Source organism: Asanoa siamensis, from assembly GCF_016862555.1.
GTDB classification, from domain to species: domain Bacteria; phylum Actinomycetota; class Actinomycetes; order Mycobacteriales; family Micromonosporaceae; genus Asanoa; species Asanoa siamensis.
On record NZ_BONE01000010.1, the window covers coordinates 110,824 to 128,288 of the forward strand.

The 17,465-nt window shown below is 72.5% G+C and carries 21 protein-coding genes; 12 read left to right on the forward strand and 9 right to left on the reverse strand.

Annotated elements, in window-relative coordinates; translation table 11 throughout:
- The first annotated feature begins 88 nt into the window (after positions 1 to 88).
- Together Asi02nite_RS09050 and Asi02nite_RS09055 are read left to right on the forward strand one after the other, a co-directional pair.
- Positions 89 to 2,056 (forward strand): hypothetical protein, encoded by a 1,968-nt coding sequence (locus Asi02nite_RS09050; RefSeq protein WP_203711728.1) that lies wholly within the window; start codon positions 89 to 91, stop codon positions 2,054 to 2,056.
- A gap of 355 nt (positions 2,057 to 2,411) precedes the next feature.
- Positions 2,412 to 2,774: a hypothetical protein gene (locus Asi02nite_RS09055; protein ID WP_203711729.1), complete on the forward strand. Its 363-nt coding sequence runs from the start codon at positions 2,412 to 2,414 to the stop codon at positions 2,772 to 2,774.
- An 87-nt stretch (positions 2,775 to 2,861) separates the two neighbouring features.
- Here the strand turns inward: Asi02nite_RS09055 and Asi02nite_RS09060 are convergent, their stop codons facing one another.
- Complete coding sequence (locus Asi02nite_RS09060; RefSeq protein ID WP_203711730.1) at positions 2,862 to 3,803, reverse strand: patatin-like phospholipase family protein; 942 nt, start codon at positions 3,801 to 3,803, stop codon at positions 2,862 to 2,864.
- A gap of 89 nt (positions 3,804 to 3,892) precedes the next feature.
- On the opposite strand from Asi02nite_RS09060, the gene Asi02nite_RS09065 reads away from it, so the two are divergent.
- From Asi02nite_RS09065 to Asi02nite_RS09080, 4 genes are read left to right on the forward strand one after another with little or no spacing between them, the layout of a single operon-like run.
- Positions 3,893 to 4,693 (forward strand): helix-turn-helix domain-containing protein, encoded by an 801-nt coding sequence (locus Asi02nite_RS09065; RefSeq protein WP_203711731.1) that lies wholly within the window; start codon positions 3,893 to 3,895, stop codon positions 4,691 to 4,693.
- 9 nt (positions 4,694 to 4,702) lie between these two features.
- Positions 4,703 to 5,620, forward strand: a complete 918-nt coding sequence (locus Asi02nite_RS09070) for a phosphatase PAP2 family protein (RefSeq protein WP_203711732.1) — start codon at positions 4,703 to 4,705, stop codon at positions 5,618 to 5,620.
- 46 nt (positions 5,621 to 5,666) lie between these two features.
- On the forward strand, positions 5,667 to 6,284 hold the full coding sequence (locus Asi02nite_RS09075; RefSeq protein ID WP_203711733.1) for an RNA polymerase sigma factor: 618 nt from the start codon (positions 5,667 to 5,669) through the stop codon (positions 6,282 to 6,284).
- Positions 6,281 to 7,228, forward strand: a complete 948-nt coding sequence (locus Asi02nite_RS09080) for a hypothetical protein (protein WP_203711734.1) — start codon at positions 6,281 to 6,283, stop codon at positions 7,226 to 7,228. Before Asi02nite_RS09075 ends, Asi02nite_RS09080 begins: the two co-directional genes overlap by 4 nt.
- Before the next feature lie 6 nt (positions 7,229 to 7,234).
- On the opposite strand, the gene Asi02nite_RS09085 is transcribed toward Asi02nite_RS09080, so the two are convergent.
- Positions 7,235 to 7,873, reverse strand: coding sequence for a CatB-related O-acetyltransferase (locus Asi02nite_RS09085; protein ID WP_203711735.1), 639 nt, complete (start codon positions 7,871 to 7,873; stop codon positions 7,235 to 7,237).
- On the opposite strand from Asi02nite_RS09085, the gene Asi02nite_RS09090 reads away from it, so the two are divergent.
- The 4 genes from Asi02nite_RS09090 to Asi02nite_RS09105 all read left to right on the forward strand — a co-directional run bounded on the left by Asi02nite_RS09090 (position 7,833) and on the right by Asi02nite_RS09105 (position 9,209).
- Positions 7,833 to 8,042, forward strand: a complete 210-nt coding sequence (locus tag Asi02nite_RS09090) for a DUF2716 domain-containing protein (protein ID WP_203711736.1) — start codon at positions 7,833 to 7,835, stop codon at positions 8,040 to 8,042. The two genes, Asi02nite_RS09085 and Asi02nite_RS09090, sit on opposite strands and share 41 nt — an antisense overlap.
- Positions 8,043 to 8,152: 110 nt before the next feature.
- Positions 8,153 to 8,515 (forward strand): DUF2089 domain-containing protein, encoded by a 363-nt coding sequence (locus Asi02nite_RS09095; protein ID WP_203711737.1) that lies wholly within the window; start codon positions 8,153 to 8,155, stop codon positions 8,513 to 8,515.
- Positions 8,512 to 8,772: a hypothetical protein gene (locus tag Asi02nite_RS09100; RefSeq protein ID WP_203711738.1), complete on the forward strand. Its 261-nt coding sequence runs from the start codon at positions 8,512 to 8,514 to the stop codon at positions 8,770 to 8,772. The genes Asi02nite_RS09095 and Asi02nite_RS09100 overlap by 4 nt, the downstream gene beginning before the upstream one ends.
- 23 nt (positions 8,773 to 8,795) lie before the next feature.
- Positions 8,796 to 9,209 carry an SHOCT-like domain-containing protein gene (locus tag Asi02nite_RS09105; RefSeq protein WP_203711739.1) on the forward strand — a complete coding sequence of 138 codons (414 nt, stop codon included), beginning with the start codon at positions 8,796 to 8,798 and terminating at the stop codon, positions 9,207 to 9,209.
- A 92-nt stretch (positions 9,210 to 9,301) separates the two neighbouring features.
- On the opposite strand, the gene Asi02nite_RS09110 is transcribed toward Asi02nite_RS09105, so the two are convergent.
- Positions 9,302 to 10,531, reverse strand: coding sequence for an aspartate aminotransferase family protein (locus Asi02nite_RS09110; protein WP_203711740.1), 1,230 nt, complete (start codon positions 10,529 to 10,531; stop codon positions 9,302 to 9,304).
- Between the two features lie 137 nt (positions 10,532 to 10,668).
- Between Asi02nite_RS09110 and Asi02nite_RS09115 the strand changes: the two genes are divergently transcribed.
- Positions 10,669 to 11,208, forward strand: coding sequence for a DUF6328 family protein (locus Asi02nite_RS09115; protein ID WP_203711741.1), 540 nt, complete (start codon positions 10,669 to 10,671; stop codon positions 11,206 to 11,208).
- A gap of 55 nt (positions 11,209 to 11,263) precedes the next feature.
- Positions 11,264 to 13,237, forward strand: coding sequence for an acyl-CoA dehydrogenase family protein (locus Asi02nite_RS09120; RefSeq protein WP_203711742.1), 1,974 nt, complete (start codon positions 11,264 to 11,266; stop codon positions 13,235 to 13,237).
- A 182-nt stretch (positions 13,238 to 13,419) separates the two neighbouring features.
- Here Asi02nite_RS09120 and Asi02nite_RS09125 read toward each other — a convergent pair whose 3' ends face one another.
- From Asi02nite_RS09125 to Asi02nite_RS09155, 6 genes are all read right to left on the reverse strand, one after another.
- Positions 13,420 to 13,947 carry a carbonic anhydrase gene (locus Asi02nite_RS09125; protein ID WP_203711743.1) on the reverse strand — a complete coding sequence of 176 codons (528 nt, stop codon included), beginning with the start codon at positions 13,945 to 13,947 and terminating at the stop codon, positions 13,420 to 13,422.
- Positions 13,944 to 15,383, reverse strand: coding sequence for an alanine racemase (locus tag Asi02nite_RS41485; protein ID WP_239126585.1), 1,440 nt, complete (start codon positions 15,381 to 15,383; stop codon positions 13,944 to 13,946). Before Asi02nite_RS41485 ends, Asi02nite_RS09125 begins: the two co-directional genes overlap by 4 nt.
- Positions 15,380 to 16,036, reverse strand: coding sequence for a DedA family protein (locus Asi02nite_RS09140; protein WP_203711744.1), 657 nt, complete (start codon positions 16,034 to 16,036; stop codon positions 15,380 to 15,382). Before Asi02nite_RS09140 ends, Asi02nite_RS41485 begins: the two co-directional genes overlap by 4 nt.
- 77 nt (positions 16,037 to 16,113) lie before the next feature.
- Complete coding sequence (locus tag Asi02nite_RS09145) at positions 16,114 to 16,716, reverse strand: hypothetical protein (protein WP_203711745.1); 603 nt, start codon at positions 16,714 to 16,716, stop codon at positions 16,114 to 16,116.
- A gap of 47 nt (positions 16,717 to 16,763) precedes the next feature.
- A complete protein-coding gene (locus Asi02nite_RS09150; protein WP_203711746.1) occupies positions 16,764 to 17,159 on the reverse strand; it encodes a Fur family transcriptional regulator in 396 nt (131 codons plus the stop codon).
- The gene (locus tag Asi02nite_RS09155; RefSeq protein ID WP_203711747.1) at positions 17,156 to 17,455 is read right to left on the reverse strand and encodes an ArsR/SmtB family transcription factor; all 300 of its coding nucleotides are present in this window, start codon (positions 17,453 to 17,455) and stop codon (positions 17,156 to 17,158) included. Before Asi02nite_RS09155 ends, Asi02nite_RS09150 begins: the two co-directional genes overlap by 4 nt.
- Positions 17,456 to 17,465: the final 10 nt, after the last annotated feature.

Below are 17,465 nucleotides of genomic sequence, written 5' to 3' on the forward strand. Positions count from 1 at the left end.
TAGATCGTCGACCGGTTCCGCGAGGTCCTCACCTCCGCCATTCAACAAGGCGGATTTCCTGTCGTACGCGGCGGATAGGTTGCGCGGCATGATGGACGGGTTGTCGGCGGTGGACTGGGCCGCCCTGACGCACGCTTACGGGTCGGCTGCCGACGTGCCCGGGATGCTCCGCGACCTGGCCGGGGGCGACCGCAAGGCGCTCGACGACCTCTACGGCACCATCTGGCATCAGGGCACCGTCTACGAGGCGACCGCCTACGCGGTGCCGTTCCTGGTCGAGATGCTGGCCGCGCCCGGTCTGGAGCCCGACGGTGTGCTCGGCCTGCTCGCCGACATCGTCGACGGTGCGTCCTATCTGGACGTTCATCGTGGGTTCCTGCCGCGATCCCAGCGCGACACCGACGAGGTGCGCGAGCAGATGACGACGGAGCTCGACCGGGTCGCGGCGGCGGGGCGGGCGGTCGCCGCGGGCACGCCCGCCTATCTGCAGTTGCTGGCCACCCATCCGGACGACGGCGTACGGGTCGCGGCAGCCCACCTGATCGGCGTCCTCGGCCCGGCGGGAGCGGGCGAGGCGGGGGCGGCCGCGCTGCGGGAGGCGGTGGCCCGCGACGGGAGCGGTGCCGTTCGGGCCGCCGGCGTGCTGGCGCTGGGCGGGTTCGAGGAGCACGTGCCCGAGGCACTCACCGACCCGCTGCCCCTGCCACGGCTGGTCGCCGCGCTGGTCGCCGGCCGGGCAGCGCCCCCGGTCGACGCGTTGACGCAGGTCATCGAGCGGGACGCGCCCGCCTGCCTGCGGCTCGTCGACCGCCTGCCGGGCGGTGCGGGCAACGCCCTGGCCTGGGTGGCCACGGCGCTCGCGCCGCACACCGGCACGCAGGTCCGGCTGCTCACGGCCTGGCTGAGCCACGCCGACGGCGCGGTCCGCGAGACCGCCGCCCACGCGGTGGCCGTGCCGCTGCACACGTGGCGACCGGCCGCCGCGGCGCTCGTGCCGGCGCTCGTCGCGGCGGCGCAGGATCCGCTCGCGGCGGTGCGCCTACGGGCGCTACGCCACCTCGCGGGTGCGGGCCGGGCGGCGGCACCCGCCGCCGACCTGTTGTGGGCGGCCGTCACGCGCGGCCGGGAGCCCGCGGAACCGCGCTCGCCGGACCACCGCCCGGTGGCCGCCGCGGCGCTGACGGCGCTGGCCCGACTACACGACCCGCGGGCCGACGCACACCTGGCGACGCTGCTGCGCGCCAGGCCGCCCGCCCTGGCCCACCTGGCGGACGCGGTCGCGGCCCTCGGCCCCTGGGCGACCCGGTGCCGGGCGGCGATCGTCGACGCGATCGAGGCGGTGCCGGCGGGTTACGACCGCGCGCGGCTGATCCGGGCGGCCGGCCGCCTGGGCGCCGACCCGCGTTCGTTGGTGCGGGTGCTGAGGCGCCAGCTCGCGGCCCACCCGCACGCGGCGGGCATGCTGCTGGGCGACCTGGGCCCGCCGGCCCGCGCCGCGACACGGGACCTGACGGCGCTGCGCGCGAGCGAGGACCCGACCCGCCAACGCATCGCGGCCCGCGCGCTGTGGCGCATCACCGGCGAGGCGGAGGACCTGCTGACTGTCCTGCGTGGCCAGCTGCGCGACCACCACGCGCTCGAGACACTGGCCGAGCTGGGTGCGACCGCCGCGCCGCTGGCGGCGGAGGTGAAACCGTTGCTCGACAACGACTACGAGTGGCTGGCCGTGCACGCGGCGGCCGCCTACTGGCACCTGACGGGCGACGCCACCCCCGCACTGCCGACCTTGCTCCGCACCATCGACTGCGTCCCGTGGGGCGTCGTCACGGTCCGCACCCTCGCCGCGATGGGCCCGGCAGCCACGGATGCGATCCCGGCTCTCCGCGCCGAACGGGAGTCCCCCTACCGCCGGCCACGATGGACGGACGAACACGACGTCATCGCCGAGGACGAGGGCTGGACAGCGATCTGCCACCACGCCCTCTCCCGCATCGAAGGCCGAACGACCGGAACGTGGCCGGACGTTGTCCTCCCCGAACCGGCCCGACAACCATGAACCACCGCGGCCCGCCCGACCGGCGATGAACGGCGCCGAGCCACCCGGCGGGCGATTGATCGGCGACCTCGCCACCCGCTACGCCGGCGCATCGCGATGCCGCTCGCGGCACCGGCCGGCGACCCGGCCCGCGGCTCGCGCCGTGGGCCGGGTCGTCGGGTCGGTCATTCGTAGCAGTCCTGGTTCCTGTGCTGGAGGGTCAGGCTGGTGACCTTCCCGTCGCCGACCCGGATGCGGTACTTCGCCCCGCCGACGTGCACGTAGCCCCACCCGAGACGTCGTCGGCGAGCTTCCAACCCGGGTAGATCCGCCGCATCTCCTTCTCCGACATGCCGATCCGCACGCCCGCCGAGGGTTGCTCACGATCCCGTTGTCCGGCGACCAGTGGACCGCACCCTCCCCGGCCGGGGCGTTGCGCAGCTTCGCGATCCGGCAGCCGCTGTTGTCGAACGTTCCCACCAGGCCGGTCGCCTCCGCCTGCTCGACGCTCATGCCGAGCTTCAGCGTGCCGTACCCGTCCGGGCCCAGGAGCAACGGCGCCGGGTCGTTCTTCGGGGACGGCGACGACGTCGTGGGCGCCGCGGTCGTGGCCGCGGCGGTCATGGGGGCCGGCCGGCGCCGCGTCGACCGCCTGGTGCTGCACGGTCGACCCGCACGCGGTGGCAAGCAGAGGGGTGGCGAGGGCGCCGGCCAAAGGCATCGTGATACGCATCGTTGACTCCCGGTTATCCGTTCGGGTTGCTGTCGAAGGGTTCGATGCGGCCACCCGGGAGTTGGTTCGCGGCCGATCGGGAACCCGACGCCGTCACAACGGGGCGGCCGCCGGGTCCACCGCCGGCGACAGTGAGTCCAGTGCTGCCTGGATGCCGGCGTCGACCGCCGAGCGGAGCACGCGTTCCCCGCGTTCCGTGCGGCCGACACGGGCGCTGCCCAGCGGTGGGCGGATCTGCAGCGTCGCCGGGTGGGTCGACAGCAGGCGTTCCTCCTGCGCCCGCAGCGCCTGCCGGCCCAACCACGGCTCGATCGCGCCCGGCGCGTTGCGGGCGAACCAGCGCGACAGCAGCATCCGTTCGCCGCGTGACGGGGCCGTCGACGTCTCGTCCGTGCGGCGCGTGCGGAGCGCCACGATGTGTGTCGCCCCCAGTGCCAGCGCCGTCCGCACCGGCACCGCCTCGCTCACCCCGGCATCGACGTAGCGGCGTCCCTCGATCTCGACCGGTTCCCCCGCCAGCAGCGGCATCGCCGTCGACGCCCGTAGCGCCGCCTGCAGGCCGCCGCGGGAGCGCGCCACCGCCGCCAGGTCCACGGGGCGGCCGGTCGACGCGTCCGTCGCGATCGGGTGGAACGAGACCGGGCTGTCGAGGATCTCCTGGAAGCCCATCGGCATGATCTCGGTGTAGACCGTGTGGACCAGGAAACGCGTGTCCACCACCGGGCGGCGGGAGAAGGCGCGGCGCGGGTCGATGGTCGTACGCATGATGGTCCTGTCCCACCACGCGTGCATCGTGCTCTCGGCGCGGCCGCACAGCAGCCACGCGGCGTTCAGCGCTCCCGCCGAACTGCCGTAGACCGCGTCGAACGCCGGCAGCAGGCCCAGGCGTTCGATCGCGACCGTCATGCCGCTCGAGTACGCGCCGCGGGAGCTGCCGCCTTCGATCAGCAGGACGAGCCGGGCGTCGTCGGCACGCCGGCCGGGCACGCTGGCGGAGCGGAGGCGGTCGCGCAGGAGCTGGCTCACGAGGTCCACGATCACATCCTGCGGTCGCGCGGACGTGAAGGCGATTACCTGGGAGGTACTGGTTTGGCCGCCGGCGGCCCCGGCTATCGTGAGGTTTCGTGACAGATGCCACCGTCGGCGACCTGATCAGACGCCGTCGCGACCAGGCGCGGCGCAGCCAGATGGGGCTGGCGCACGAGGCCGGCATCTCGCCCCGCCACCTCAGCTTCGTCGAGCTCGGCAAATCGAAGCCGAGCGCCGGCCTGCTGATCCGGCTCGCCGAGCAGCTCGACGTGCCGCTGCGCGAGCGCAACGACTGGCTGCTCGCCGCGGGTTACGCGCCGCGCTACCCGGAGACGCCGCTGACGGATCCGGCCCTCGCGCAGGTACGGGCATCGCTGCGCGCGCTGCTCGACTCGCACGACCCGTACCCCGGTCTCGTGATCGACCAGAGGTGGAACGTGCTGCTCAGCAACCGCGCCGCGCGCCGGCTGGTCGCGGGCCTGCCCGAGGAGGCGCTCGGCACGCCGGCCAACCTGTTCCGGATGTCCCTGCACCCGGCCGGCCTCGCCGGGCGTACCCGAAATTTCCCGCAGTGGTCCGGTTATCTGCTCCGTCGCCTCGACCGCGCCGTCGTGCGGACCCAGGACGACGGCCTGGCCGCCCTCGCCGACGAGATCGCGACGTGGCCCGGGATCCCGGACCGCCGCACCTGGCGTGACCCCGGCGAGGAGGAGCCGGCCGAGCCCGTGCTCGCCTGGCAGGTGGAGGTCGACGGCGAGGACCTCTCGATGTTCAGTCTGCTGAGCACGTTCGGCACACCGATCGACGTCACCCTGGCCGATCTCTCCATCGAGCTGTTCTTCCCCGCCGACGCGCGGACAGGGTCGGTTCTGCGCGCCCACCGGCCGGCCGGATAGGTTGCTGCGATGCGAAGGTGGCCGATCGGCCTGGGTCTCTGGTTGGTGCTGCTGTCGATCGTCGAGGTCGGCGGCCTGGTGGCGGTCTGGCGGTTCTTCGTGCGGTCGACGCACGGGCAGCAGCTCGACACCATCGCGTTGGCGGGCAACTGGATCGGGCAGGCCCGGATCGCGGGCGTCGTCGACACGATCCTCAACACGGTCTCGGTGGTGTCGCTGCTCGCCGCCACCGCCGTCATCGGCTTCATCGCGCTGATCCGGCGCCGGGTCGCGGTGGCGGTCGGCGCGATCCTGCTCATCGGCGGCGCGTCGGTGACCACGCAGGTGCTCAAGCGGGTGCTCGATCGCCCCGAGCTGGGCGTCGACGTGGAACGGGCCGCGGCCGGCAACAGCCTGCCGAGCGGGCACGCGACGATCGCCGCGGCGGTGCTGGTCGCGCTCGTCCTCGTGCTGCCCGGCCGGATGCGCGGCGTCGGTGCCGTCGTCGGCGCCGCGGCGGCCGCGCTCGTCGGGATCGCGACGCTCTCCGCGGGCTGGCACCGCCCCAGCGACGTGGTGGCCGCGTTCCTCGTCGTCGGCGTCTGGGCGAACCTCGCGGGCCTGTTCATCCTGGCGGCGCAACGCACCCACGGCGACGTCGAGTACGGCCCGGCCAACAGGCTCGCCGTCACCGTGCTCGCGCTGGCCGGCCTGGTGCTGCTGGCCGGCGCCGCGATCGCGATGCGGCTGACCGACCAGGTGCTGACCACCCCGACGGACGAGCTGAGCCGAAACCGACTGCTGGTCGCGTACGGGGGAGGTGCGCTCGGCATCGCCGGCGCGGCCGGCCTCGTGGTGGCCGCGGTGCTCGCCACGGCACACCGGGTCGTCCCGCGCGCCATGCCGGCCACCGCCGACCCGGCGCCCGAGGCCGACGTGGCGGTGTGACCCAGGTCACCGGAACTGCGGCGGCCGGCGCGGACAGTCCCAGGCTGTGGAGACGAGCTTGCGCGTCCGGGTCCGTGATGGCGACCCCGACGCGTTCCGGCAGTTGTTCGACGAGCACGCGCGCACGGTCTACAACCACGGCTACCGGCTGACCGGTGACTGGTCGGCGGCCGAGGACATCGTGTCGCTGACGTTCCTGGAGGCCTGGCGGCTGCGCGGCCGGGTGGACGCCGGCGTCGACGGGTCGTTGCGGCCGTGGCTGCTCGGCATCGCGACCAACGTGGCCCGCAACGTGCGTCGTGCGGCCCGGCGGTACGACGCCGCGCTCGCCCGGCTGCCGCGGCCGCGGTCGCTGCCGGACTTCGCCGAGGAGGTCAGCGCTGGCCTCGACGACCGGGAGCGGATCACCCGCGTACGGGCGGCGCTGGCCGTGCTGCGTACCCCTGAGCGGGAGGTGTTGGCGCTCTGTGTCTTCGCCGGTCTCGACTACGCCGAGGCGGCGCGGGCGCTGGACGTGCCGGTGGGCACCGTCCGATCACGACTGTCCCGGGCGCGCAGGCGCCTCGACGGTCTCGTCACGCCCGTGGAACCGGCGGCCGGTGCCGGACAGGAACTCACTGACCGCACGACCGCGGTCCCGTTCGCACAGGAGGACGCGCGATGAACACCACCCCCATCAGGCCAGGCCCGGACGACCGAGCGGAGCTGGCGCGGCTGCTGCCCAGGCCCGTGGAGCGGGAGCTGCCCGGCGACCGCCACCGGGAGATCCGGGACCTCCTCAGCCACCACATGGCCCGGCCCGGGCAGGCGGTGCCCCGGCGCCGCCTGGCCTACCTCGGCGCCGGGTTCGCCGCGGCGCTCGCGGTCGCCGCTGTCGGCGTCGGCGCGCTCGACACCCCGGCGACGGAGCCCGCGCGCATGTCCGGCCACGAGATCCTGCTGGCGGCGGCCACGACGGCGGCGCACACGCCGGCGGGCACGGGCGACTACTGGTACGTCAGGGTGGCGCCGACCGGCGAGCCGGCGGTGTACGAGACCTGGACCGCCCGGGACGGCCGAAGCTGGACCCGGTTGACGTACCCGACGGCGGAGTCACCGGGCGCCGAGCCGGGAAAGGGTGACGGCACGCTCGTCGAGCTCCGGTCGCCGAGCGCCTTCCGGCTGGGCGGGGCGGCGGTGACCGTCGAGCAGATCCAGGCGCTGCCGACCGAGCCGGACGCGCTGCGTACCCGGATCGACGATCTGATCAGGACCGCGGGCGTACGGACCGGCGCGGGGCGGCTGACCGACGCGCAACGGGAGCGGGCGGTCTTCGAGGGACTGGTCTCCGTCGTCTCCCAGCTGCCCGCACCGCCGAACGTGCGGGCGGCGGCGTTCCGCGGGTTCGCCGGTTACCCGAACGTCCAGAGTGGAGGGCCGGTCGACGGCGGCGTGGAGCTGCGGATCTCCTTCTTCGCCGGCGAACCCCCGGCGACGCTGGTCATCGACACCGCGACCGCCCAGGTCCGCCGCAGCGACGTCGTGGTCACGGCGGACGGCGGCATCATGGGCGCGGCCGAGGGCAGCACCTTCGCCCTGACCGCCGAGTGGACCGACGCCCTGCCCTGATAGCCGTCACGGCGCGGCGGCCACGAGGTCGTCGACCGTACCCGACATGATCGTGCGCAGGTGTGCGGTGATGTGCGGGGTCGGCCAGTCCCACCAGGCGAGGGCGAGGAGCCGGGCCACGTCCTCGTCGCTGAAGCGGCGACGGATGAGCCGGGCGGGATTGCCGCCGACGATGCCGTAGGCGGGCACGTCGTCGACGACGACCGACCCGGACGCGACGATCGCGCCGTCGCCGACGCGTACGCCGGGCATCACCGTGGTGCGGTAACCGAACCAGACGTCGTTGCCCACCACGGTGTCGCCCCGGCCGGGCAGCCCGGTGACAAGATCGAGGTGCGCGGCCCACGAGCCGCCCATGATCGGGAACGGAAAGGTCGACGGCCCGTCCATGCGGTGGTTGGCGCCGTTCATGATGAAGCGGACGCCTTCGCCGAGTGCGCAGAACTTCCCGATGACGAGCCGCTCGGGCCCGTAGTGGTAGAGCACGTTGCGCGTCTCGAACGCCGTCGGATCATCCGGGTCGTCGTAGTAGGAGAAGTCGCCGACCTCGATCAGCGGCGAGGTGACGAGGGGCTTGAGCAGCACCACCCGCGGCTGGTCGGGCATGGGATGCAGAACATTCGGATCGGCCACCACGCCCGCCATCGTAAGTCTGGCGGTCGTGGCCGCCGCCGACTCGCTGCTGGCGTTGGACTGGCAGCACACCTGCTATCGCGTCTGGCCCGCGCGCATCGGGCCCGACACCATCGATCCGCCGGGCCGGCCGGGGTGGTGCACGACCTGCTGGGCCCGCCCGATGCGCCGTCGTTCCTGAGTTCTTTCAAGGTCACCTCAAGAAAATTAAGGTCCATGCGTTGAAACCTTGAAAAACTCAAGATAGAACTGACTCGTGGGTACGCGCCGCCGAGGGGTTGGGGGACGAGGGTGGACTGGCAGGACCTGACGGAGCTGACACGGGGGCAGTCGTTCGTCGTCGAGCGGGTTCGGCTCGTCGCCAACGGTGTGGCGGTCGAGGGGCAGTTCGAGCCGCCGCAGTTGGCGGCGCTCAGCACGGACGACCAGGTGTTCGTCGCCGCGTTCGTGCGGTCGCACGGTTCCATCAAGGAGATGGAGCGGATCTTCGGGGTGAGCTACCCGACGATCAAGTCGCGGCTCAACAGGATCGCCGAGCAGCTCGATTTCGTCGAGTCCGATCCGGCGCCCACAGGTGCCGACGTCGTCGACCGCCTGCGCCGGGGGGAGATCAGCGCCCAGGAGGCGCTGGCCGAGCTGGAGCGCACCCGATGATCCCGCAGCTCGTGACGGTCCGCAGCCGGGGCCGCGACGGGCGCCGGCGGCGGTTCTTCATCCCGGTCCTGCCGGTGCTGCTGGTGCTGTCCCCGCTGCTGCTGCTCGCGGTGCTGGCCGGGCTCGTCGCCTGCGTCGTCTTCCGGATCAACCCGGGCGGCGCGCTGCGCGGCGTCGGGCAGGTGCTGTTGGCGCTGCCCGGCAGCCAGTTCGAGATCGAAGAAGGCCGGACGGCCTTCCTGGTAAGCGTCCGATGATCACGACGGGGAGGAGCAACACGATGAACGAGCAGCGCCGCCAGGTCCTGCAGATGCTGGCCGAGGGCAAGATAACCGCCGACGAGGCCGAGCGGCTGATCGACGCCCTCGCGCGGGAGCAGCCGGAGCCGGCCGCGCCCGGGTCCAAGGTGCGGCCCAAATATCTGCGGGTGCTGGTGAACTCGACCGAGCTCGGCGGGCCGGGCAAGGTCAACGTGCGGGTGCCGCTGCAACTGCTGCGGGCCGGCGTGCGCCTGACGAGCCTGATCCCGCAGGACGCGCTCGGCCAGGTCAACCTGCAGCTGCACCGGTCGGGCGTGCCGATCGACCTCACCCAGCTCAAGCCGCAGCAGCTCGAGGACCTCATCGAGCACCTCGACGACATCACCGTCGACGTCGACTCGCCCGAGGGCAAGGTCCAGGTGTTCTGCGAGTAGCCAGGCCCTGTCTCGAAGTGGATGACCGGGCTGCGGCGGCCCCAGCCGACGCCTGGGCCTCGCCTCGCTCCGGCCCCCACTTCGAGACAGGCCTAGGCCAGGGCCCGGTCGAGGATGTCCAGGCCCTCGCTGATCTCCTCCTGGGTCGCGGTCAGGGGTGGTGCGATGCGGAAGACGCCGACCATCCCGGGCAGTTGTACGACGTTCATGTGGAGCCCGAGTGCGAGGCAGCGCCGGGTCACCTCGGCGCCCGCCTCGTCGGAGGCGAGCTCGAGGCCGGCGAGCAGCCCGCGGCCGCGTACATCCGTGATGATGTCGTGTTTCTCCGCCAGGGCCAGTAGGCCGTCGCGTAGGAAGGCGCCGGACTCGGCGGCCCGCACGTCGAGCTTGTCGCGCTCGAGCACGTCGAGCACCGTGTTGCCGACCGCGGCGACCAGCGGATCGGAGACGTGTGTGGTGAAGAAGAGATAGCCGCGGGCGTGGGCCTCCTCCTCGATCGCCGCGGACGTCACGACGGCGGCCAGGGGGAGGCCGGCGCCGAGGGTCTTCGACAGGGTCAGGATGTCGGGCACGACGCCGTCGCGCTCGAACGCGTACCAGGTGCCGGTGCGGCACAGCCCCGTCTGCGCCTCGTCGACGATGAGCAGCATCTCGCGCTCCCGGCACTTGGCCTGGAGCACGCCCAGATAGCCCTCGGGTAGGTCGATCACGCCGCCGGAGCTGAGGATCGGCTCGACGATGCAGGCGGCCAGGCTGCCCACGGACTGCGCGTCGATCAGGTCGAACGCGAGATCGAGCTGCTGGCGCCAGTCGACGCCCCTGGCGGGCACCGGGATCGCGTAGTTGCCGGGCGAGGTCGGGCCGTAGCCCTTGCGCCCGGAGCTGTAGGTCGCGGCCGCCGCGGCCTGCGTCATGCCGTGCCAGGATCGGGCGAAGGAGACGATCTCGTGCTTGCCGGTCACGAGCTTGGCCATCCGGATGGCGGCCTCGTTGGACTCGGCGCCGGTGGTGAGCAGCAGCACCTTCTCCAGGGGCGCGGGCAACGACCCGGCGAGCCGCCGCGCCAGATCGACGACGGGCGGGCTCAACATGCCGCTGAACAGATGATCGAGGGTGGCGACCTGCCGCTGGATCGTGGAGACGATCTCGGGATGCGAGTGGCCGAGGATGGCACTCATCTGCCCGGACGTGAAGTCGAGAATCCGCCGCCCGGACTCGGTGAACACATAGGACCCTTCGGCCCGCACGACCACCTCGGGCGTGAACCGCCCGGCAGCCGAGTAACGCACCATATGCCGCTCGACGTCGTCCCAGAACCCCATGCGCCCACGCTAGACACCACCGGGGTCGATGGGTACCCGCTGTGGACAACGCTCGCGGCAACCGGCGAGCTGCTCCAAACGGCCACGGCGGCGCTGTCGACCGACCACCATGAGGGCTAGCCGACATAGGAGCCCGGATGGATGAGGAGCGACCGGCCGAAACGCCGAAGCAGCGGTGGGATCGGAACTTCAACGACCTGCTGCAGGAGCTTCGGGTCGCGCAGACCGGTGTGCAGATCCTCTTCGCGTTCCTGTTGACGCTGCCCTTCAGCAACGGGTTTCCGCGCGTCACCGAGTTCCAGCGCAACACGTACCTCGTCTCGCTCCTCGCCGCCGCCGGGGCCACCGCGTTGATCATCGCTCCCGTGGCCTTCCACCAGGGGCTCTTCCGTCAGGGGCGCAAGCCGGAGCTCGTCCGGTTCGGGCATCGGATGGCCACCGCCGGGCTGTCCTTCCTCCTGGTCTCCATCGTCAGCGCGGTCCTGTTGATCACAGACTTCACCTCATCCCGGAACGTGGCGATCATTCTCAGCGGCATCACCGCCATCTTCTTCATCACGTTCTGGGCCGGTCTGCCCTGGCTGCGCCGCGACTGGGGCGAGCCGGACGAGACCGAATCAGAGATCACCCGGAGACGGGAGCATCCAGAGGAGTTCGAGAAACCTACCGACGGGTAATAAAGCGAGGTACCGTCAGAACCAGCACAGCCAAGCCCGACATAAGGGGGAAGCCGTGACGACGACCCAGAACAGGCCGCCGGAGGCCGGCGGCCCCGACAACGCCGGTGTCCTGCCCCAGGAGGCGGGAACGGTTTCCTATCAGGAGTCGCGCGAGGTCGCCGAGGCGTCCCGCGAGACCGACTGGACCAAACCGAGCTTCGGCAAGGAGCTGTTCCTCGGCCGGCTGCGGCTCGACCTGATCGACCCTTGGCCGCAGCCCGACCCCATGCGGGCCGCCAAGGGCGAGGAGTTCGTCAAGAAACTCAACGCGTACGTGCGTAGCGACGTCGACGGCGCCCGGATCGAGCGCGAGGACCGCATCCCGGACGAGGTGTTCCACGGCCTCGCCCGCCTCGGCGCGTTCGGCATGAAGATCGACGAGAAGTACGGCGGTCTCGGCCTGACCAACCTCGACTACGCGCGCAGCCTGATGCTGGTCGGCTCGGCCAGCCCCGCCATCGGCGCGCTGCTCTCGGCGCACCAGTCGATCGGCGTACCCCAGCCGCTCAAGCTTTTCGGCACCGCCGACCAGAAGCAGCGGTACCTGCCCCGGCTCGCCGGCGGTGAGGTGTCGGCGTTCCTGCTGACCGAGCCCGACGTCGGCTCCGACCCGGCCCGCCTCGGCACGATCGCCGAGCCGGTCGAGGGCGGCTACCGGCTCAACGGCGTCAAGCTCTGGGCCACCAACGGCACCGTCGCGACGCTGCTGGTAGTGATGGCCCGGGTGCCGAAGTCCGAGGGCCGGCGCGGCGGCATCACCGCGTTCGTGGTCGAGGGCGACTCGCCCGGCATCACGATCGAGCGGCGCAACGCGTTCCTCGGCCTGCGCGGCCTGGAAAACAGCGTGACCCGGTTCCACGACGTGTTCGTCCCGGCCGACCAGATGATCGGCGGCGAGGGCCGCGGCCTCAAGATCGCGCTGACCACGCTGAACACGGGCCGGCTGTCGCTGCCCGCGATGTGCGTCGGCGCCGGGAAGTGGTGCCTCAACGTGGCCCGCGAGTGGTCCGCGGAGCGCGTGCAGTGGGGTCGCCCCGTCGGCGAGCACGAGGCGATCGCGCAGAAGCTGGCCTTCATGGCGGCGACCACGTACGGCATGGAGACCATGCTCAACCTCTGCTGCATGCTGGCCGACGACGACCGCAACGACATCCGCATCGAGGCGGCCCTGGTCAAGCTCTACGCGAGCGAGATGGCCTGGAAGATCGCCGACGAGCTGGTGCAGATCAGGGGTGGTCGCGGGTACGAGACGGCGGAGTCGCTGGCGGCCCGCGGCGAACGGGCGGCGGCCACCGAGCAGATCCTCCGCGACCTGCGGATCAACCGGATCTTCGAGGGCTCGACGGAGATCATGCACCTGCTGATCGCGCGCGAGGCGGTCGACGCGCACCTCTCCGTGGCCGGCGACATCATCGACCCGAAGGCCGACATCGGTCGTAAGGCCAAGGCGGGCGCCCGCGCGACGGCGTTCTACGCCAAGTGGCTGCCGGGCCTGGCGGTCGGCAAGGGCCAGAACCCGGGGGCGTTCAACGAGTACGGGCCGCTGGCGCACCACCTACGCTACGTGGAGCGGGCGGCCCGCAAGATGGCCAGGTCGACGTTCTACGGGATGTCGCGCTGGCAGGCGCGGATGGAGGATCGGGAGGTCTTCCTGGGCCGCATCGTCGACATCGGAGCGGAACTCTTCGCGATGGCGGCGGTCTGCGTCCGGGCGACGTCCGAGGCGGCCGACCGCCCGGAGGGCATGGAGCTGGCGGACCTGTTCTGCAGGCAGGCCAGGGTACGCGCGGACGCGCTCTTCACGGCCCTCTGGGACAACACGGACGCGGTCGACACGAAGGCGGCGAAACGCATCCTCGACGGGCGCTACGCGTGGCTGGAGGAGGGCGTCGTGCACCCGACGGGCGACGAGCCGTGGGTGGCGACGTGGCAGCCGGGTCCGTCGGAGACCCAGGACGTCCGCCGGCGGGTGCCCCCGCCATCCTGACGTCCACAAGAGAGCGGCCCGGGCTCCGGCCCGGGCCGTTCCACGCCTGTTGAGTGGGCCGGTCCGAGTCGGGCACACGTTGGCGCCGAGTGGCGGCGATTCGGCCGATTCAGGCGCGTGGCGTCGGTCGGGTCCGGGCGCGGCGCCGGAGCCGACCCTGGCCGCTTTCGGACCCGGCCGGTTCAGGACCCGGTCGGAACGACGACCTCGATCAAACCCGTTGAGACGTCGTAGACGAGGCCCGATACCGGGAAGCCTGGCGGCAGTGCCTTCCGGATCGCCTCCACGTCGATCCGGACCGAGGCGTAAGGATCCATGATCGACTTGGTGTCGAGGTCCGCGGGTGGGATCTCGAAGTAGTCCGCCAGCAGGTCCGGGTACGCCGTCAGGTCTCTGATGCCGCAGTCCGTGTGGTGCAGGACCACCAGGTGGCCGCCCCGTGGTGGGTTGGCCTGGCCTTGGCTGCGGGCCTCGACCACCTTCGCCAGCATCGCCCAGGAGCGGAGGGTCGCCGGGGTCACCCGGCCGCCTACGTTGCGCATGACGACCGCGTCGTTCGGGGCGAGGCCGAGTACGTGCGCCGGGTCCACCCGTGGGTCCACGCAGCCGAGCACCCGCAGGCTGCCGGTCGCGAGCAAAGGCGCCGCGACGAACGTCTCGCCCGCGGCGAAGGCCGCGTTGCGCCTGACCAGCTCAGCAGTGTTGATCATGCGAAATCTCCCGAGTAGATGCGCGGAACGCCCGGGCCGATCCGGGCGACGATCTCGTAACTGATCGTGCCCGCGGCGCGGGCCCAGTCCTCGGCCGTCGGCTCGCCCCGGTCGCCCGGACCGAAGATCAGGACCTCGTCGCCCGGGGCCGCCGGGTCGTCGCCCAGGTCGACCACGAACTGATCCATCGAGATCCGACCCACGATCGCGCGGCGCTTGCCGGCGGCCCACACCTCGCCCACGTTGCCGGCGCTGCGCGGGATCCCGTCGGCGTAGCCGACCGGCACGAGGCCGAGCGTGGTCTCGCCACGGGTGCGGTGATCCAGGCCGTATCCAACCCCCTGCCCGGCAGGCACCCGCTTCACCGCCGCGAACCGGCTGGCCAGCGTCATCACCGGACGCAGCCCGAGATCGGCCGACGACACGCCTGCGGCGGGCGACAGCCCGTAGGCGGCCAGCCCGACCCGCACGAGGTCGAGCCGCACATCGGTGACGACCGATGCGGCGAGGTCCGAGGCGTCCGGCCGCTTCCCGGCGTGCGCCGGATCCGGCCGTGCGTCCGGGGGTGGCGTGGCGTCTTGCTCTTGCGACGGCCGGTCGGCGTGCGCCGGGTGTGGCCGTGCGTCCGGGGGTGGCGTGGCGTTCTGGGCGTGCGAGCGCTGGTCGGCGTGCGCCGGGTGTGGCCGTGCGTCCGCCGGATGCCCGGCGTGGTCGGCGTGTTGGGTCTGCGGTGGCCGGTCGGCGCGCGCCGGATCCAACCGCGCGGCCGGCGCCAGCAGCGTTGCCGCCGAGTTGGCCAGGTGGCGGACCGACGGGTGCAGGCCCGCCTGCGACGCCAGGTGCACCGCGCCCGCGAACACCGCCGACTGCGTCGCCAAAGACGGGTGTCCCGGTTCGTCGGCCATCGCCAGGTGTGACCAGATGCCGACCACCCGGATCGAGCCCGCGGCCTCCGCCGCCGCGGCGGCCCGCACGAGCGCCGGCCAGTCGCGGAGCGGCGCGCCGTTGCGCCCCAGGCCGCTGTCGATCTTCAGGTGGACCCGGGCCCGCCGGCCCACCGAAGCGGCGGCGGCCGCGACCGACGCCAGGTCCCACTGGCCGCTCACCGACACGTCGATATCAGCCGCCACCGCCGGGGCGAACGGCCCGCCGGGCGTCCACAGCCACGCCAGCAGCCGGCCGTCGATGCCCGCCGCGCGCAGTGCCAGGGCCTCCTCCGGGACCGCCGTCGCCAGCCAGGCCGCGCCGGCCGAGCGGGCCGCGCGGGCGCACCGCACCAAACCGTGCCCGTACGCGTCGGCCTTGACGACCACCATCAGCTCCGCCTCGCCGGCCCGGGCGGCCAGCAGCCGCACGTTGGCCCGCAGCGCGTCGAGGTCGATGCGGGCCTGGACCCGGGCGGCCGCCCAACCCGCCCAACCAGCCACAGCGGTCACTCCAGCCGGCTCCCGACCGTCGCGGGCTGCTCCTCCGCCGGTGGCGGGCCGGACCGCCGCCGGTGCCGGTTGCGCAGCCAGCGGATCAGCTCCCCGAGCCCTGCCACGCCCAGTGCGATGCCGAAGCCGAGTGCCAACCCCTGGATCGGGTGGTCCTGGAACGCCGAACCGCCGAGGAAGCCGAGCAGCGTGGTGTACGTGGCCCAGGAGAAACAGGCCAGCGCGTCGAACAGCGTGAACTTCCGCCGCGGATAGTGGATCGCGCCCGTGGTCAGCGTGATCGCCGTCCGGCCGCCCGGGATGTAGCGGGCGATCACCAGGGCCACGCCGCCGTGCGCGTACAGCAGTTCCCGTACCCACTTGAAGGTCTTGGCCCGGCGGGTCCCCTCGGGTATCCGTCTGATCACGTTCTCGCCGCCGGCGTGGCCGATGAGGTACGAGATGTGGTCGCCGACCATCGCGCCCGCCCCGCCGGCCAGGATGATCAGCAGCACGTTGGGCTCACCGCTGGCCGCGAACACCCCGGCGGTGATGAGAGTGGCCTCGCTGGGCACGATCGGGAGGAAAGCGTCGAGCGCCGCCAACGCGAACACGACGCCGTAGACCCACGGCGACGTGATGAACGGATCGAGGAAGTCTAGGAAGCCATCCATGGCTCGAAGATCACGTTGACGACGGACATGATCTCCAAAGCCTAGCCTCGGTACGGCCGATCACCCAGCGGCCTGGATCACCGTTGCCGCAGGCCAAGTGACTTGAGCTCGAGCGCCGCGAGGGCATCCACTGTGGAGTCGTCGGACCGCCGCCAGGACTCCGCCACGTCCGGCCCGAGCTTGGCCAGCCGGCCCAGCGGCTGGGTCGCCAGCGCCCGCAGGGCGAGCAGGTCGCGGCCGGCGGGCGACTTCCGGACCCGGGCGGCGGCGCTGGCCCGGCGCACCCAGCGGGCCCGCAGCGGCAGCCAGAGCAGCACGACGAACAGGATCGGCACCACGGCGGTGATCACCGCGAGCGCGAGCGCCAGGTCGCCGACGACCTCCTGCTGTGCCTGGCCGGCCTCGGCGACCGAGTTCGCCGCACCGGCCGCCTTCTCGAACGGCGCGGTCAGCTCGTCACCGACCAGCGGCACGCCGCCGACCTTGCTGCCCGCCTCGGCCAGGTTGGCGGCCAGCGCGCTGCCGGCGCCTTCCAGCTTCTGGCCGGGCACGCCCAGCTTCTCGACCTGGTCGTGCAGCCAGAACGCGGCGCGGATCCAGGCGTAGACCCACGCGACGACCAGCAGGTCGGTCAGGGCCTGAACGAAGAACCGGGGAAAGCGGTCGGCGTAAATCTTCACCCGCACAGCGTCCCGCACGACACGCGCGCGTGCACGACCAAAAGCGCTCAGCCGCAGTCGCGGCAGGTACCGAAGATCTCCAGGGTGTGGCTCACGTCGGTGAAGCCGTGCTTCTCGGCCACCCGGTCGGCCCAGTGCTCGACGGCCGGACCCTCGACCTCGACGGTCGAGCCGCAGGACCGGCAGACCAGGTGGTGGTGGTGCCCCTCGCTGCACCGGCGGTAGAGGTGCTCGCCGCCGGGCGGGCGCATGACGTCGATCTCGCCGGCGTCGGCCAGGCCCTGCAGGGTGCGGTAGACAGTGGTCAGCCCGACCCGCTCACCCCGGTCGCGGAGCATCGAGTGCAGCTCCTGGGCACTGTGGAAACCCTCGACCGAGCCGAGCAGCGTGCTGACCGCGCGCCGCTGGTGCGTGTTGCGCGGCGCGCCGGCGTCGGTCGTCATGATGCCTCCCGGGCGTGGCTGACCGCGTCGGCCACGATGTGCGCGATGTGTTCGTCGACCAATGAGTATGCGATCTCCCGCCCCCGCCGGGAACCGCGGACGATGCCGGCGCCGCGCAACACCCGCAGGTGCTGGGAGACGAGCGGCTGCGGCGCCCGCAGCGACTCGACGAGCTCGTGGACGCAGCGCTCGCCGGTGCCGAGCTCGGTGACGATGGCGACCCGGATCGGCGCCGCGAGAGCACGCAGGAGCTCGCCCGCCCGCTCGTACGACTCGTACCCGTTGCCTTCCGTCATAACGGGAACG